The sequence below is a fragment of the Streptomyces xanthophaeus genome (assembly GCF_030440515.1).
GTDB classification, from domain to species: Bacteria; Actinomycetota; Actinomycetes; order Streptomycetales; family Streptomycetaceae; genus Streptomyces; species Streptomyces kutzneri.
Genome location: NZ_CP076543.1, coordinates 2,287,732 through 2,303,521, shown reverse-complemented (window position 1 = coordinate 2,303,521; position 15,790 = coordinate 2,287,732). Strand labels below are relative to the sequence as shown.

Genomic DNA, 15,790 nt, shown 5'->3' with positions numbered 1-15,790 from the left:
ACAGCGGTGGCGGTTCAGCCGCAAAGAACAGAACAACCCCCGGAACCGGCGCAGTGGGTCCCGGGGGCTGTATGGGGGCGGCGGGGGTCAGACCCGACGCAGTACCGCGACGACCTTGCCGAGGATCGTCGCCTCGTCGCCGGGGATCGGCTGGTAGGCGGCGTTGTGCGGGAGGAGCCAGACGTGGCCGTCCTCGCGCTTGAAGCGCTTGACCGTGGCTTCGCCGTCGAGCATCGCGGCGACGATGTCACCGTTCTCCGCGACCGGCTGCCGACGGACCGTGACCCAGTCGCCGTCACAGATGGCGGCCTCGATCATCGAGTCGCCGACGACCTTGAGCACGAAGAGCTCGCCGTCGCCGACCAGCTGGCGGGGGAGCGGGAAGACGTCTTCGACCGACTCCTCGGCGAGGATCGGGCCGCCGGCCGCGATCCGGCCGACCAGGGGAACGTAGGAGGCGGCGGGCTTGCCGGTGGTGTCCGTGGGCTGCGAGCTCGGCTGGTCGGAGCCGCGCACCTCGTAGGCCCGGGGGCGGTGCGGGTCACGGCGCAGGAAGCCCTTGCGCTCCAGGGCCATCAGCTGGTGTGCGACCGACGAGGTGCTGGACAGGCCGACCGCCTGGCCGATCTCCCGCATCGACGGCGGGTAACCCCGACGCTGCACGGAGTCGCGAATGACCTCGATGACCCTCCGCTGCCGGTCCGTGAGCCCGGAGCTGTCGGCGCGGATGCCTGGAGGTCGACCTGGCAGCGAGCGTGCGGGGCGTACTACGGGTTCCGCATCCGGGTTCAGGTTTGCGTCGTTCATGGCATGCACCGGCTCGAGTCGGCTCTGGGAGCGGTTCTGGGCAGTGATGGCGGCACTGTCTGCGGTGGTGGTCACGTCGGCCCCTCTCGAAATGTTCTCCCTAGCTGGACAACGGTAGTAGCTTTCGAAAGGTTGCGCCAAACACACGTTCGAGTGAAAAATCGCAGATCGCCCTGTGTGGACATATCAAGGGGTGTATGGACGATCGGTTCGCCGAACGCGGGTTCGGCTCGGCATCCGCCGCTTACGGTACCCTTCCCGGTCGGATCGCCGCCTTCCGGGTCTGCGCCCAGTGTGGCACCGGAAGGCCTCGTATCCGCCTATCGGACGCCGCGACACGCGGAGCCACGTAAATCCGCCACAACCCAAGATCTAGTGGTTGGATGAGCGCTGCCACCCAGAGGTTGTGGTCCTCGGGTCTTCCGAGGGCCCCGTCATCGCATATGCTGGTGGCTGCTTCACGAGCCCCCGACGGAGTCCGCCTCCGTCGTTCAGGGGCTACGTGGGGTGATTCGGTCGTGCCAAAACGGAGGGTGAGGGAACCATGCACTGCCCCTTCTGCAGGCACCCCGACAGCCGCGTCGTCGACAGTCGCACGACGGACGACGGCACGTCGATCCGCAGGCGCCGCCAGTGCCCCGACTGCTCCCGTCGATTCACGACGGTGGAGACGGCCTCGCTGATGGTGATCAAGCGCAGCGGAGTGACGGAACCCTTCAGCCGTACCAAGGTCATCTCCGGCGTGCGCAAGGCGTGCCAGGGGCGGCCGGTCACCGAGGACGCCCTCGCCAAGCTCGGCCAGCGGGTCGAGGAGGCGCTGCGCGCCACCGGGAGTGCCGAGCTGACCACCCACGACGTGGGTCTGGCCATACTCGGCCCGTTGCAGGAGCTCGACCTGGTCGCGTACCTGCGCTTCGCCTCCGTCTACAAAGCTTTCGACACCCTTGAAGACTTCGAGACCGCCATCGCGGAACTCCGCGTGCCGCGGCCTCATCCTGAAGAGTGCGAGCGCGGTGGGACCGTCCAGGTCCCCGTGCCCGCCTCCGCCGCCGACTGACCGGACCACCCGTGCCGGGGCGCTCACGCGCCGTGACACGGCCGGTCGGCCAGGCGAAGAGACGTAGATACAAGACACAGCACCGTGCCGCGGAATATCGATGGCACTTTAGGGCGTTTTTGCCCGCATATGGGAGGAAGCGGCATGACAGAGACGGCGAGCGGCTCGGCACGTGGTTCCCGCGCCAAGGGGACCAAGGCTGCCAAGGGCGGCCTGCGTATCGAGCGCATCCACACCACCCCGGGCGTGCACCCCTACGACGAGGTGAGCTGGGAACGCCGTGACGTCGTCATGACCAACTGGCGCGACGGCTCGGTCAACTTCGAGCAGCGTGGTGTCGAGTTCCCCGACTTCTGGTCGGTGAACGCGGTCAACATCGTCACCAGCAAGTACTTCCGCGGCGCGGTCGGCACCCCGCAGCGCGAGACCGGTCTGAAGCAGCTGATCGACCGGATCGTGAAGACGTACACGAAGGCCGGCGAGGACTTCGACTACTTCTCGTCGCCCGCCGACGCGGAGATCTTCGAGCACGAGCTGACCTACGCCCTCCTGCACCAGATCTTCAGCTTCAACTCCCCGGTGTGGTTCAACGTCGGTACGCCCCAGCCGCAGCAGGTCTCCGCCTGCTTCATCCTGGCCGTCGACGACTCCATGGAGTCGATCCTCGACTGGTACAAGGAAGAGGGCATGATCTTCAAGGGCGGCTCCGGCGCCGGCCTGAACCTCTCCCGCATCCGCTCCTCCAAGGAGCTCCTCTCCTCCGGCGGCAACGCCTCCGGCCCGGTCTCCTTCATGCGCGGCGCCGACGCGTCCGCAGGAACGATCAAGTCGGGCGGCGCCACCCGCCGCGCGGCCAAGATGGTCGTCCTGGACGTGGACCACCCGGACGTCGAGGCCTTCATCGAGACCAAGGTGAAGGAGGAGGAGAAGATCCGCGCCCTGCGCGACGCGGGCTTCGACATGGACCTGGGCGGCGACGACATCACGTCCGTCCAGTACCAGAACGCCAACAACTCCGTCCGCGTGAACGACGAGTTCATGACGGCCGTCGAGAACGGCACCGAGTTCGGCCTGCGAGCCCGTATGACCGGTGAGGTCATCGAGAAGGTCGACGCCAAGGCGCTCTTCCGCAAGCTCGCCGAGGCCGCGTGGGCCTGTGCCGACCCGGGCATCCAGTACGACGGTGTGATCAACAACTGGCACACCTGCCCCGAGTCCGGCCGCATCACCGCGTCGAACCCGTGCAGCGAGTACATGCACCTGGACAACACGTCCTGCAACCTCGCCTCGCTGAACCTGATGAAGTTCCTGAACGACGACGGCAAGGGCAACCAGTCCTTCGACGCCGAGCGCTTCGCCAAGGTCGTCGAGCTCGTCATCACCGCGATGGACATCTCCATCTGCTTCGCGGACTTCCCGACGCAGAAGATCGGCGAGAACACCCGCGCCTTCCGCCAGCTGGGCATCGGCTACGCCAACCTCGGCGCCCTGCTGATGGCCACCGGCCACGCGTACGACTCCGACGGCGGCCGCACCCTCGCCGCGTCGATCACCTCGCTGATGACCGGTACCGCGTACAAGCGCTCCGCCGAGCTGGCCGCCATCGTCGGCCCGTACGACGGCTACGCCCGCAACGCCGAGTCCCACAAGCGCGTCATGAAGCAGCACGCCGACGCCAACGCGGTCGCGCCGCGCACCGAGGACCTGGACAACAGCATCTGGGCCGCGGCCACCGAGGCCTGGCAGGACGTTCTGCGCCTCGGCGAGAAGAACGGCTTCCGCAACTCCCAGGCCTCCGTCCTCGCGCCGACCGGCACCATCGGTCTCGCGATGTCCTGCGACACCACGGGCGTCGAGCCGGACCTGGCCCTGGTCAAGTTCAAGAAGCTCGTCGGCGGCGGCTCGATGCAGATCGTCAACGGCACCGTCCCGCAGGCCCTGCGTCGCATGGGCTACCAGGAGGAGCAGATCGAGGCGATCGTCTCCCACATCGCCGAGCACGGTGTCGTGGTCGACGCCCCGTTCCTGAAGCCCGAGCACTACTCGGTGTTCGACTGCGCCATGGGCGAGCGCTCCATCTCCGCGATGGGCCACGTCCGCATGATGGCCGCGATCCAGCCCTGGATCTCCGGCGCGATCTCGAAGACGGTCAACATGCCGGAGACGGCGACCGTCGAGGAGATCGAGGAGATCTACTTCGAGGCGTGGAAGATGGGCGTCAAGGCGCTCGCGATCTACCGCGACAACTGCAAGGTCGGCCAGCCCCTCTCCGCGAAGAAGAAGGAAGAGGAGAAGGAGGAGGTCACCGCCAAGGCGGAGGACACCATCCGCGCCGCGGTCGAGAAGGTCATCGAGTACCGCCCCGTCCGCAAGCGCCTCCCCAAGGGCCGCCCGGGCATCACCACCTCCTTCACGGTCGGTGGCGCCGAGGGCTACATGACGGCGAACTCCTACCCGGACGACGGCCTGGGCGAGGTCTTCCTGAAGATGTCCAAGCAGGGCTCGACCCTCGCGGGCATGATGGACGCCTTCTCGATCGCCGTCTCGGTCGGTCTGCAGTACGGCGTTCCGCTGGAGACGTACGTCTCGAAGTTCACGAACATGCGCTTCGAGCCGGCCGGCATGACGGACGACCCGGACGTGCGGATGGCACAGTCGATCGTCGACTACATCTTCCGCCGCCTGGCGCTGGACTTCCTGCCCTTCGAGACCCGCTCGGCCCTCGGCATCCACACCGCCGAGGAGCGCCAGCGTCACCTGGACACCGGTTCCTACGAGCCGCTCGACGACGAGCTGGACACTGAGTCCCTGACGCAGGCGACCCCGCTGGCCGCGGTTCCGTCGGCCCCGAAGCCGGTCGCGGCCGTCACCGTCCCGGCCCCGAAGACCGCGCACAGCAGCGCCGAACTGGTCGAGATGCAGCTCGGCGTCTCCGCCGACGCCCCGCTCTGCTTCTCGTGCGGTACGAAGATGCAGCGCGCCGGCTCCTGCTACATCTGCGAGGGCTGCGGCTCGACGAGCGGCTGCAGCTGATCATGACGCCCTGCGGGGCGTGAGGTAGCTGTTCGGGTGGGGTGTTCGCGGTGACGCGGACACCCCACCGCGCGTTTCACCGGCGCCGCGGTCGCGTCGGGTGCAGGTGCGGCCCGGCCGTTGAGCCCGGCCGAGCCCGGCCGAGCCCGGCCGAGCCCGGCCGTGCGGCTACTCGGCGTGTTCGGCTGCCGCGATGGCCTGCCGCAGAGTCCGGCGGGCCTGTGCCAAATCCTCGGCGCGCCGGTCGAGGTGGGTGAGCTGCGCGCGCAGCTTGTCCAGCACTCCCGGGCACGGGCGCAGCGAGCCGTCCGCGAGGGCGCAGGGCAGCACCTGCCTGATCAGGCTGGTGGACAGCCCGGCCGCCAGCAGGGCGCGGATCTGATCGACCGTCCGCTCGGCGGCATCGTCGTAGTCGCGGTATCCGTTGGCCCGGCGGGTCGAAGCGAGAAGGCCGACGCGTTCGTAGTACCGGAGCAGACGCTCGCTCGTCCCGGTCCGTTGGGCCAGCCGGCCGATCAGCATTGCTTCTCCCCGGAGCTTGACCTTGCCATCGTGTCAACGTTGAACGATGGGACCGGCGGCGGCATTCCGCCGCCTACACCGGTCCTGACCAGGAGCTTCCGTTGATCATCGATGCACACAGCCATGTCCACGACCCCGTGCACCGTCACATCGCCCTGCTGGACGAGGCAGGAGTGGACCGCGCGGTGCTCTTCAGCACCCGGCCGCATCCCGAGCGGGCCACCGATCTGGCCTCCTTCCGGCGCGAGATGAGTGTGCTGCACGAGACGGTCGGCGGACGTTCCGGCGATCCGGACGGCCACCGGGCCGCGGGTGAGGAACTCGCGGCGGCGTGTGCGGCGTATCCCGATCGCTTCATCGGCTTCGGCAAGGTCCGGCTGGATCAGCCGGCGCAGCAGATCGAGGCGGCCGTCGAGCGTGAGGTCGTCGGCCGGGGCTTCCGGGGCATCGGTGAGCTGACCCCGCCGCCGGAGCGGGCGGACCGGATCGAGCCGGTTCTTCGAGCGGCCGCCGATCACGGCGGGTTGCCGGTGGTCGTGCACGGGTACGCGCCGACCACGGCGGGGGACCTCGCCACTCTGGCCGGACTCGCGCGCACACACCCGTCCGTCCCCCTGGTGATCAGCCAACTCGGCGGGTCGAACTGGCTGACCGCCATCGAGCTGGCCCGGGAGACCCCGAACCTGTACCTGGAACTGTCGACGGCCGGCGTCATCTTCGCGGTGCGGCTGGCGATCGACGAAGTGCCCGACCGCACGTTGTTCGGCTCGGACGCGCCGTACGGCGATCCGTTCCTCGCTCGGGCCACCGTCGAACGCGTCACCAGGCCGGGCACGGTGCGCGATCGCGTGCTGGGCGGCACCCTCGCGGAACTGCTCGGACTTTGACGACCGGCACGGGTCAATGGGGGATGCGGCGGGACGGACGGGTGACCAGCTCCTCACGGAACTCGGCGATCCGGGAATGGACCTGGCGCATCAGGTGGGTGTCCTCGATGCGGTCCAGGTAGAGGCAGCGTGCGGCGAGCCCCGGCAGGTCGAAGGCGAAGCACAGCGACATCAGCGGGTTCACGAAGAGCTCGCTGCCCCGTGTGCGGCTGGTGAACTGCACGTCACCGAAGGAACCCCGGACGGCCGCGGCGATCGATCCGTTCACGATGCTGGGCCGGTCCGGGGTCTGCTTCTGGGCATGGGCCACCGCGTCCAGGAAGAGAGCGCCCTCCCTGGTGGCGCGCGGTATGGAGAACGCACCGAGGTAGGCGCCCGCGCGCTCCAGCGCCGCGATGTTCTCCAGCACCAGGCCGTGGCTGACCCCGTGGTACGCGTCCACACCGAAGCCCACCGACACGACGAGGCGCTCGGGTACGTCCTCCAGAGCGGCGAGCGCCGCGACGCTGGTGAGGTCCTCCTCGGGGGTGCCGAGGCCGGCTTCGTCGCCCCGCATCAGGATGTCCGTGCCGCCGTCGACCAGGACGATCGCGTCGATGTGGTGGAGGTCGATCAGCTCGCGGTAGGCGGCGCGCAGCGGCTGCACCCCGGTCTGGGGGAAGGCGTACACGGTGGCCGGGTAGCCGTGTGCCTGCAGCCACTGGGCCAGGGTCCGCTCGGGGAAGTAGGACAGGTGGGGTGCGGAGTCGGGGGTGACGGCGGCCAGGTCGGGGGCCACCCACGCCTCGGTGGGCAGTCCGGCGAGCGCGCTGAAGGAGAGGTTCGCCAGGTGGACCCGCTTGCCCTGGTGCATGAGGGACAGGGCCACAGGGAGGCCGGCGTAGATGTCGAACCCGCCGCCCGCCCCGGTGACCAGGATGTTTTCGGCGTCGGCGAGGCGGTCGAAAAGCGGGTTGGAGTGCAGGGCCGTCATGCCGATCATTGTGCGGGGCGCGTGTGACCGCGCGCCTGCGGATTTCACGGCAGTGCGGTGGCCGACGAGGCGGGGGAACGGGGAGATGGTCAGTCATGTGGAGCGGTGACGAGCTGGACCTGGACGCGTATCTGGACCGGATCGGATATCGGGGGCACCGAGGGCCGTCCGGGGAACTCCGGCCGGACCTCCGCACGTTGTACGCAGTGCACCGCGCCCATACCGCCGCCATCACCTTCGAGAGCCTGGACGTCCTGCTCGGCCGCCCCGTCGCGCTGGACCTCAAGTCGATCGAGGACAAGCTCGTGCACCACCGCCGCGGCGGCTACTGCTACGAGCAGAACTCGCTGCTGGCCGCCGCCCTGGAGCGGATCGGCTTCGAGGTCTCCGGGCGCGGTGCCCGCAACCGCACCCGCGGGGACTCGGTCCTCGCGGTGACGCACGCCGTCCTCGTCGTCACCGTAGAGGGTGAACCGTGGCTGTGCGACGCCGGGTTCGGCTTCCAGGGGCCCCGGGAGCCGGTGCCGCTGGGACGGCCGGGCGCCGAGGCGCGGCAAGGTGAGTGGACGTACCGCGTCCGCGAGGAGGAGGACGGCGTCCTCGCGCTGTGCCTGCTGCGCGGCGACACCTGGCGGGATCTGTACGCCTTCTCCCCGCAGCGCTACCACCCCGTCGACTACGTCGTACTCAACCACTACAGCTCCAGCCATCCCGCCTCCTCCTTCGCCGGGCGGCTGATCGTCCAGCAGCCGGGCGACGGCGTCCGCCAGGCGCTCGTCGGGCGGGAACTGACCCGGCTGCACCCCGACGGCCGGGCCGAGCAGGAGATCGTCGGCCCGGACGGGCTGCTCGCCCTGCTCGACCGGGAGTTCGGGCTTCGGCTGTCCGATCGGGACGCGGCGGAACTGGTGCGGATCCACCGCGCCGAGGACTGACCGGGGCCGCGCCTGGCCCGTACGATGGCGCAGTGCTGGTCAAGTGGATTCGCTGCACGGTGACGGACCGACGCGGGTTCGAGCGCGGGCAGCGAAAATGGGCGGGGCTGCCGGGTGAGCCGGGATTCCGGGGGCAGGGCGGCGGCTGGAGCCGGGGCCGGCAGGGGGTCGCGCATGTCTTCGCGTTCTGGGAGAGCCGGTCCTTCTACGACTCCTTCATGGCCCGCTCGCACGACCGGCTGGCCGCCTCCCAGAACGGCACCTACACCGATCTGCGGGTCACGCTCTTCGACCACCGCTTCGACGTGAAGACCGGCTTCGAGCCGCGCTTCACCGATGCCGACGTCGTACGGGTCGCGCACACGCGGGTCCGGGAGGGCCGGGTCGACCACTTCGCCCTCATGCAGGAGAAGGTGTGGAACCCGGCGATGGCGGGCTCGCCCGGTATGGTCCGCGGCCTCTTCGGGGAGGCCCCGGGCCGGGAGTTCCTGGTGCTCTCGATGTGGCACGCCGCCGCCGAGCACGGCAAGTACCGGCAGGAGCGGGTCGAGCGGCTCTCCCTGCGCGCCCAGATCCAGGCCGATGTCGAGGCCCTCACCGGCGATGTCGTCGACCTCGAACCCTCCTGGACGGTATGACCGTACGACGATCGCCGGGGTCCCGTCGGCGTGCCCGGTCGGCGGGCCGCCCGGTCGCCGAATAGGCTCGTGGAATGGTTCGACCACGGCGCATCGTCCTTGTCCGGCATGGGGAATCGGAGGGGAACGCCGACGACTCCGTGTACGAGCGGGAGCCCGACCACGCCCTGCGGCTCACCCCTGCCGGGCGCGAGCAGGCGTCGGCGGCAGGCGTCCGGCTGCGTGAGCTCTTCGGCACCGAGACGATCAGCGCGTACGTTTCCCCGTACCGCCGCACCCTGCAGACCTTCCGGGAGCTCCGGCTGGACCCGACGCGGGTGCGGATGCGCGAGGAGCCGCGCCTGCGCGAGCAGGACTGGGGCAACTGGCAGGACCAGAACGACGTACGGCTGCAGAAGGCGTACCGGGACGCCTACGGCCACTTCTTCTACCGGTTCGCGCAGGGCGAGTCGGGAGCCGACGTGTACGACAGGGTCGGGTCCTTCCTGGAGAGTCTCTACCGCAGCTTCGAGGCGCCCGACCATCCCGAGAACGTGCTCCTGGTGACGCACGGCCTGACGATGCGGCTGTTCTGCATGCGCTGGTTCCACTGGTCCGTGGCCGAATTCGAGGCCCTGTCCAATCCGGGCAACGGCGAATTCCGGGTGCTCCTGCTCGGCCCGGACGGCCGGTACCGGCTGGACCGCCCGTTTGAGCGGTGGACCACACCCGAGCCTTATGACCTGGACGGCTAGAGTGGCCCGCGATGACGCCTGATTCCACTCCCGAACGGCGCTACGCGCGCGCCATGGCCAGCCTCCGAGGGCTGGCGCTGGGGGACGCCCTGGGCTCCCAGTACTTCGTCCCCGTGAACTACCCGCTGCTCAAACGGCGCGAGCTGCCCACCGGCGCCGAGGCGTGGCAGTGGACCGACGACACCGAGATGGCCTGCTCGGTGGTGGCCGTGCTGGCCGACCACGGGCGGATCGACCAGGACGCGCTCGCGAGTTCCTTCGCCCACCACCACGACTTCGACCGTGGCTACGGGCCGGCGGTGAACCGGATGCTGCGTCTGGTGCGGGAGGGGCAGGACTGGCGCACGCTGGCCGCCGAACTGTTCAACGGGCAGGGCTCGTGGGGCAACGGCGCCGCGATGCGCATCGCGCCCCTCGGTGCCTGGTACGCCGACGACCCGGAGCAGGCCACCCACCAGGCGGAGATCTCCGCCTACACCACCCACCAGCACCGTGAGGCCGTGTGCGGGGCGATGGCCGTCGCAGCTGCGGCGGCACTGGCCGCGGGCACCGACGGCCCGCCGAAGGCCTCCGACCTGCTGGACGGGGTGATCGCACTGGTGCCGCGCAGCGCGGTGGGCGCGGGGCTGCGGCGCGCGCGGGACATGCTGGACTACGGCGACGCCACCACGGTCGCGGCGGTCCTGGGCTGCGGGCGGCGTACGAGCGCGCACGACACGGTGCCGTTCGCCCTGTGGTCGGCGGCGCGGGCGCTGGACGACTACGAGCGGGCGTTCTGGACCACCGCGCAGGTGGGCGGGGACGTCGACACGACCTGCGCGATCGTCGGCGGGGTGCTGGGCGCGCGCGGTGACGCCGTGCTGCCGGCCGCATGGCTGGCGCGTACCGAGGCGCTGCCGGCCTGGCTGCCCGAGGTCGCGGCGGGCTGACGCCCGTGGCCCGACCCGACGGAACGCCGGGGAATCGGTGCGGTTCGGTGCAGGTCGGTGCGAATCGGCGACTCAGGCGAGTGCGGTGCGATCGAGGCGTCCGGTGCCCCGGGCGCGTCCGGCGCGCGGTGAAATATCCCCCTCCGATTGTCACGGTCCTGCCACAGCACTCTTTTGATCCTGTTCAAAACTGCATTGCTCCGGCCTACCCTGTCCGCAGCGCCGCCCCGACCTGAACTCCGGGGCGGCCGAAAGGGGAGGGAACCCGATGTCAGAGAACACCGGCGGGGCGGACGAAACCCGGACCGACGACGCGGTCAACGCAGAGGCCGCGGCCGGGGATTCGCCCGCGAGGCCGGATCCGGCCGACGGCAGAAGCACCGGCGCGGCCGGCCCACCGCCGAGGGCGCAGACAGGCCCTCGGCCGACGTCGCAGGCCGGTCCGCAGCCGCAGCCGCAGCCGCAGCCGCAGCCGGGGGCGTGGGCCGGCGCAGCGCCCGCGAACCCGTGGCAGGTGCAGCAGCGCTCGGCCGCGCCCTCCTGGGCCACCCTGGTGCGCCCCGCCGAGGCCGCACCCATCCGGACCGCGACGCTCGTCGCCGTCCTCGCCTCCGGTCTCGCCGCCGCGCTGCTGCTGGGCGACGGCATGGGGCCCGGCCTGCTGCTCGCGGTGGTGCCCGCCGTCGTCGCGGCGTACGTCGCCGCCCGGGCGGCCCGCCGCAGCGCCCGCCCCTGGACCGTGGCCTGGGTGATCGGCTGTCTCGCCCTGCTCGCCGTACCGGCCCTGCGCGACTCCGCATGGCCGGCCACACTGGCGATCCTGTCCGCCGTCCTGCTGGGCGCGCTGGCCCTGCACGGCAGCCGCACCTGGCCGGGCGTCCTGCTCAGCCCGCTCGGCTTCCTCGACGCCGCGGTGTCCGGGATCGGCTGGCTGCTGACCGGGCTCCGCTCACGTGGAGGGGTCAGCAAGGACCGCTGGCTGCCCGTTGCCAAGGCGGCCGGTGTGGCCGTCGTCCTGCTGTTGCTCTTCGGCGCGCTGTTCGCCTCCGCCGACGCGGCCTTCGCCGATCTGCTGGGCGACCTGCTGCCCGACGTGTCGGTCGAGGACGGGCCCATCCGGTTCGTGCTCTTCCTCCTCGGCGCCGTCCTCGCGCTCGCCGCGGCCCGCACCGCCGCGGCCCCGCTGCGCTGGGACCGGATCAAGGTGGCTCCGGGCAAGCCGCGCTCCCGCGTCGAATGGGCCCTTCCGCTCGTCGTGCTCAACCTGCTCTTCGCCGGCTTCAACGCCGTGCAGCTGGCCGTCCTGTTCGGCGGTTACGACAAGGTCCTGAAGAGCGCAGACCTGAGCTACGCCGACTACGCCCGCGAGGGCTTCTGGCAACTGCTCTGGGCCACCCTGCTCACCCTCGCCGTGATCGCGCTCGCCCTGCGCTGGGCCCCGCGCTCCGGACCGGGCGACCGCCGCTTCGTCCGCATCGTGCTCGGGGTGCTGTGCGCGCTGACGCTGGTCGTCGTCGCCTCCGCGCTGCGCCGGATGGACTTCTACGTGGAGGCGTACGGGCTGACCAGGCTGCGTGTGTCGGTGGCCGCGATGGAGCTGTGGCTCGGGCTGGTCATCGTACTGATCATGGCGGCCGGGCTGTTCGGCGGACGCTGGCCGGCGCGCGCCTTCGCGGGCAGTGCGGCCGCGGCCGTCCTGGCCTTCGGCCTGCTCTCCCCGGACGGGATGGTCGCCGAGCGCAACGTGGCCCGCTTCGAGGACGAGGCGAAGATCGACCTCTCCTACTTCCAGTCCCTGTCGGCCGACGCCGTTCCCGGCCTGGACCGGCTGCCCGAGCCGCAGCGGTCCTGCGCCCTGCGCGGGATCAACGACGAGCTGGCCAAGGCCGGGGACGTCCCCTGGTACGCGATGAGCTGGGGTGAGTACCGGGCCCGGCAGATCCTGCGGGAGCGTCCGGTGACCGCCTCGTACGAGGTCTGCTCGCGCCTGGGCGCCTTCGGCAGCCGCATCGAGTACTGAGCCCCTACGGGCGGCTCCGCGGAAGACACGTACGGGGCCGGGTGCGGGGTTCGCTCCCCGCGCCCGGCCCCGCCCCCGTACGGAAGATCTCGCTCAGGCGGCCGGACCGGCCTTCGCGGCGGCGCCGGCCAGGGCCTCCAGGTCGCTCTTGCGTACCCGGATCACCAGCAGGGCGGTCGCCAGGGCCAGGCCCGCCATGGCGACGGCGGCGTAGAACGCGGTGGAGATGCCGTGGGCGAGGACCAGGTCGCCCCAGGGGTCGGGCAGGAAGCCGGTCTCCTTGAAGGCGGCGATCTGTTCGGGGTCCGCCTGCGCCATGAAGGACGGGACCTGCTTCGTGGCCTCGTCACGACTGGCCGTGCCGAAGACGGTGACCAGGATGGACAGGCCGAGCGAGCCGCCGACCTGCTGGCTGGCGTTGAGCAGCCCGGAGGCCGCACCCGCCTCCTTCGGCGCCACGCCGGAGACGGCGGTGAGGGTGAGGGTCACGAAGTTGAGGCCCATGCCGAAGCCGAACAGCAGCATCGGCCCGAGCACTCCGGAGACGTAGGAGCTGTCGGTCCGGATGAAGGTCAGCCAGGCCAGACCGGTGCCGGTGAGCGCGGACCCGAGGACCATGAAGGGCTTGGGCCCGAAGCGCGGCAGGAAGCGCTGCGAGAGGCCGGCGGCGGTGATGATGGCGACCGTCACGGGCAGGAAGCCGAGTCCGGACTGGATCGGGGAGAAGCCCAGCACGTTCTGTACGAACTGGACGATGAAGAAGAACATGCCGAACATCGCGGCGGCCAGGCCGAGCATGATCACGTAGGTGCCGGTGCGGTTGCGGTCGGCGAACATGCGCAGCGGGATGATCGGCTCGCGGGCCTGCGACTCGATGACGACGAAGAGCCCGAGCAGGACCAGGGCCGCGGCGAACGAGCCGAGCGTGACCGCGTCGCGCCAGCCCTTCTCCGCGGCGCTGATGAACCCGTACACGAGCGAGGCCATGCCGCCGGTGGAGGTGAGGGCTCCGGCGATGTCGAAGCGGCCGGGGTGGCGCTCGGACTCGGTGATGTAGAGCGGGGTGAGGACCGCGATCAGCACGCCGATCGGCACGTTGACGAAAAGGACCCAGCGCCAGTCGAGCCACTCGGTCAGCATGCCGCCCGCCAGCAGGCCGATCGCGCCGCCTCCCGCGGAGACGGCGGCGAACACCCCGAACGCCCGGTTCCGCTCGGGGCCTTCGGGGAAGGTCGTGGTGATCAGGGCGAGCGAGGTCGGCGAGGCGATCGCGCCGCCGACCCCCTGCAGGGCGCGGGCCGCGAGCAGCTGCCAGGGCTCCTGGGCGAAGCCGCCGAGGAGGGAGGCCAGGGTGAAGAGCAGGATTCCGGCCAGGAACACGCGGCGTCGGCCCAGGATGTCGCCCGCCCGGCCGCCGAGCAGCAGCAGGCCGCCGAACGTGAGGGTGTAGGCGCTGAGCACCCACGAGAGGTCGGTGGTGGTGAAGTCGAGAGCGCTCTGGATGTGCGGGAGCGCGATGTTCACGATCGTCGCGTCGAGGACGACCATGAGCTGGCACGCGGCGATGACGGCGAGCGCCACTCCGGGGCGCCCCTCCCGGCGTGCCGCGCCCGGTATCCGGGGTGTGGCGAGTTGAGAGCTTGTCACTGAGGATCCCCCCCCCAAAGTGAAATAGTGAACGCATTCGTTCACTGCGGGTCCACGGTAGGAGCCGCTGCTTAGTGAACGCAAGCGTTCACTAAGGCTGAAAATGTGTGCGTCGAACGCGCAAGCCGGTCGGAGGTGGGGAGATGGTGGGTTCGCGCTGGTCAGCGGCGTCACCGGGGCGCAGGCGGGGTCCGGAGCTCGAACGGGCGATTCTCGACGCCGCGTTGGAGCAGCTGAGTACGGTCGGTTGGAACGCGCTCACCATGGAGGGTGTCGCGTCCGGCGCCCAGACGGGCAAGGCCGCGCTCTACCGCCGCTGGCCGTCGAAGGCGGACCTGGTGGCCGATGCGCTGCGCAGCGGTCTGCCGCGGATCGGTGACATTCCCGACTGCGGTTCGATCCGCGAGGACCTCTACCTGCTGTGTGTGAGCACGCGGGATGTGATGCACTCGCGCGCCGGACAGGCTCTGCGGTCAGTGCTTCACGAATGCGATCACATGCATGCCGATCGGTTTCACGGAGTCATCTGGTCCGGTCTGCACGAGCCGGCCCAGCGTCTGATCAGGGAGCTTGTGGAGCGTGGAATCGTGCGGGGTGACGTACGGCGGGACGCGACTGGTCCGTTTGTCGTGGATGTCATTCCGGCGATGCTGATGTACCGCGCCAAGGTGTGCGGAAGCGAATGGGGGGACACGGACATCGCCGCGCTGATCGACGAGGTGATGGTGCCGCTGCTCAGGGTGTGAGACGGGGCGGGGGCGGCGCGGGGCGCGCGGAGCGGGGTTCGCGTCCGGTCCCGGGCGGGTCGGACCGGGGCGGGGGTGTGCAGTGGCCCCGGGGCGGCGTAACCTTGCTGGCGCCATGCCGTACGAAGCACCCACCCACACCGTCGAACGCTCCCTCCGTGCAACCACCGGCGCCAAGGTCATCGCCGGGGTCGACGAAGTCGGACGAGGGGCCTGGGCCGGTCCCGTCACCGTGTGTGCGGCGATCACCGGCCTGCGCCGGCCGCCCGCCGGGCTCACCGACTCCAAACTGCTCACCCCCAAGCGACGCGACGCCCTGCTCGATGTCCTGGAGGACTGGGTCACCGCGTACGCACTCGGGCACTCCTCGCCCGAGGAGATCGACGACCTGGGGATGACGGCCGCCCTCCGGCTGGCGGCGGAGCGCGCGCTGGAGGCGCTGCCGGTGCGCCCCGACGCGGTGATACTCGACGGCAAGCACGACTATCTCGGCCCGCCCTGGCGGGTCCGTACGGTGATCAAGGGCGACCAGTCCTGTATCGCCGTCTCCGCGGCCTCGGTCATCGCCAAGGTCCGCCGCGACCGCATGATGGCCGAACTCGGTGAACGGGGCGGTGGGATCGAGGACTTCGCCTTCGCCACCAACGCCGGATACCCCTCGCCCGTGCACCGGGCGGCGCTGGAGGAGCTGGGGCCCACCCCCTACCACCGGCTCTCGTGGTCGTACCTCGACGCGCTGCCCCGGTGGCGCCATCTCAAGAAGGTGCGCCGCAGCGAGGAGTCGATGGAGCTGGAAAACGGAGGCCAACTCGGCTTCGAATTCTGATCGCACGCGTGTGCCACCGACCGGTACGTTTCGTAC

General features: G+C 70.4%; 14 protein-coding genes. 10 read left to right on the top strand and 4 right to left on the bottom strand.

Translation table 11 applies throughout. The annotated features are described in order from the left end of the window. Window positions 1–87: 87 nt before the first annotated feature. Entirely contained in the window at window positions 88–882 is a 795-nt protein-coding gene (lexA, locus tag KO717_RS09675; RefSeq protein ID WP_030713361.1) for a transcriptional repressor LexA, read from the bottom strand. A gap of 469 nt (window positions 883–1,351) precedes the next feature. Here lexA and nrdR point away from each other — a divergent pair, with 469 nt between their 5' ends. Both nrdR and KO717_RS09665 read left to right on the top strand, forming a co-directional pair. Further along, window positions 1,352–1,864 carry a transcriptional regulator NrdR gene (nrdR, locus tag KO717_RS09670; RefSeq protein ID WP_301365950.1) on the top strand — a complete coding sequence of 171 codons (513 nt, stop codon included), beginning with the start codon at window positions 1,352–1,354 and terminating at the stop codon, window positions 1,862–1,864. 144 nt (window positions 1,865–2,008) lie between these two features. After that, entirely contained in the window at window positions 2,009–4,897 is a 2,889-nt protein-coding gene (locus tag KO717_RS09665) for a vitamin B12-dependent ribonucleotide reductase (protein WP_301365949.1), read from the top strand. Window positions 4,898–5,065: 168 nt separating this feature from the next. Here KO717_RS09665 and KO717_RS09660 read toward each other — a convergent pair whose 3' ends face one another. After that, a complete protein-coding gene (locus tag KO717_RS09660; protein WP_301365947.1) occupies window positions 5,066–5,419 on the bottom strand; it encodes a MerR family transcriptional regulator in 354 nt (117 codons plus the stop codon). Between the two features lie 101 nt (window positions 5,420–5,520). Between KO717_RS09660 and KO717_RS09655 the strand changes: the two genes are divergently transcribed. Beyond that, entirely contained in the window at window positions 5,521–6,306 is a 786-nt protein-coding gene (locus KO717_RS09655) for an amidohydrolase family protein (protein ID WP_301365945.1), read from the top strand. A gap of 13 nt (window positions 6,307–6,319) precedes the next feature. On the opposite strand, the gene KO717_RS09650 is transcribed toward KO717_RS09655, so the two are convergent. Continuing rightward, a complete protein-coding gene (locus KO717_RS09650) occupies window positions 6,320–7,279 on the bottom strand; it encodes a DUF1152 domain-containing protein (RefSeq protein ID WP_301365944.1) in 960 nt (319 codons plus the stop codon). Window positions 7,280–7,374: 95 nt separating this feature from the next. Between KO717_RS09650 and KO717_RS09645 the strand changes: the two genes are divergently transcribed. The 5 genes from KO717_RS09645 (at window position 7,375) to KO717_RS09625 (ending at window position 12,535) form a co-directional block, all read left to right on the top strand. Further along, a complete protein-coding gene (locus KO717_RS09645; RefSeq protein WP_301365943.1) occupies window positions 7,375–8,214 on the top strand; it encodes an arylamine N-acetyltransferase family protein in 840 nt (279 codons plus the stop codon). 32 nt (window positions 8,215–8,246) lie between these two features. Further along, window positions 8,247–8,852 carry a YdbC family protein gene (locus KO717_RS09640; protein WP_030008846.1) on the top strand — a complete coding sequence of 202 codons (606 nt, stop codon included), beginning with the start codon at window positions 8,247–8,249 and terminating at the stop codon, window positions 8,850–8,852. Between the two features lie 74 nt (window positions 8,853–8,926). Next, the gene (locus tag KO717_RS09635; RefSeq protein WP_301365940.1) at window positions 8,927–9,586 is read left to right on the top strand and encodes a histidine phosphatase family protein; all 660 of its coding nucleotides are present in this window, start codon (window positions 8,927–8,929) and stop codon (window positions 9,584–9,586) included. Between the two features lie 11 nt (window positions 9,587–9,597). Continuing rightward, window positions 9,598–10,515 (top strand): ADP-ribosylglycohydrolase family protein, encoded by a 918-nt coding sequence (locus KO717_RS09630; protein WP_301365938.1) that lies wholly within the window; start codon window positions 9,598–9,600, stop codon window positions 10,513–10,515. A 268-nt stretch (window positions 10,516–10,783) separates the two neighbouring features. Further along, window positions 10,784–12,535: a DUF4153 domain-containing protein gene (locus KO717_RS09625; RefSeq protein WP_301365936.1), complete on the top strand. Its 1,752-nt coding sequence runs from the start codon at window positions 10,784–10,786 to the stop codon at window positions 12,533–12,535. A gap of 93 nt (window positions 12,536–12,628) precedes the next feature. Here the strand turns inward: KO717_RS09625 and KO717_RS09620 are convergent, their stop codons facing one another. Beyond that, window positions 12,629–14,182, bottom strand: coding sequence for an MFS transporter (locus KO717_RS09620; RefSeq protein WP_301365934.1), 1,554 nt, complete (start codon window positions 14,180–14,182; stop codon window positions 12,629–12,631). Between the two features lie 143 nt (window positions 14,183–14,325). Here KO717_RS09620 and KO717_RS09615 point away from each other — a divergent pair, with 143 nt between their 5' ends. Further along, a complete protein-coding gene (locus KO717_RS09615; RefSeq protein WP_301365932.1) occupies window positions 14,326–14,928 on the top strand; it encodes a TetR/AcrR family transcriptional regulator in 603 nt (200 codons plus the stop codon). A gap of 115 nt (window positions 14,929–15,043) precedes the next feature. Then, window positions 15,044–15,754 (top strand): ribonuclease HII, encoded by a 711-nt coding sequence (locus KO717_RS09610; RefSeq protein WP_301365931.1) that lies wholly within the window; start codon window positions 15,044–15,046, stop codon window positions 15,752–15,754. Window positions 15,755–15,790: the final 36 nt, after the last annotated feature.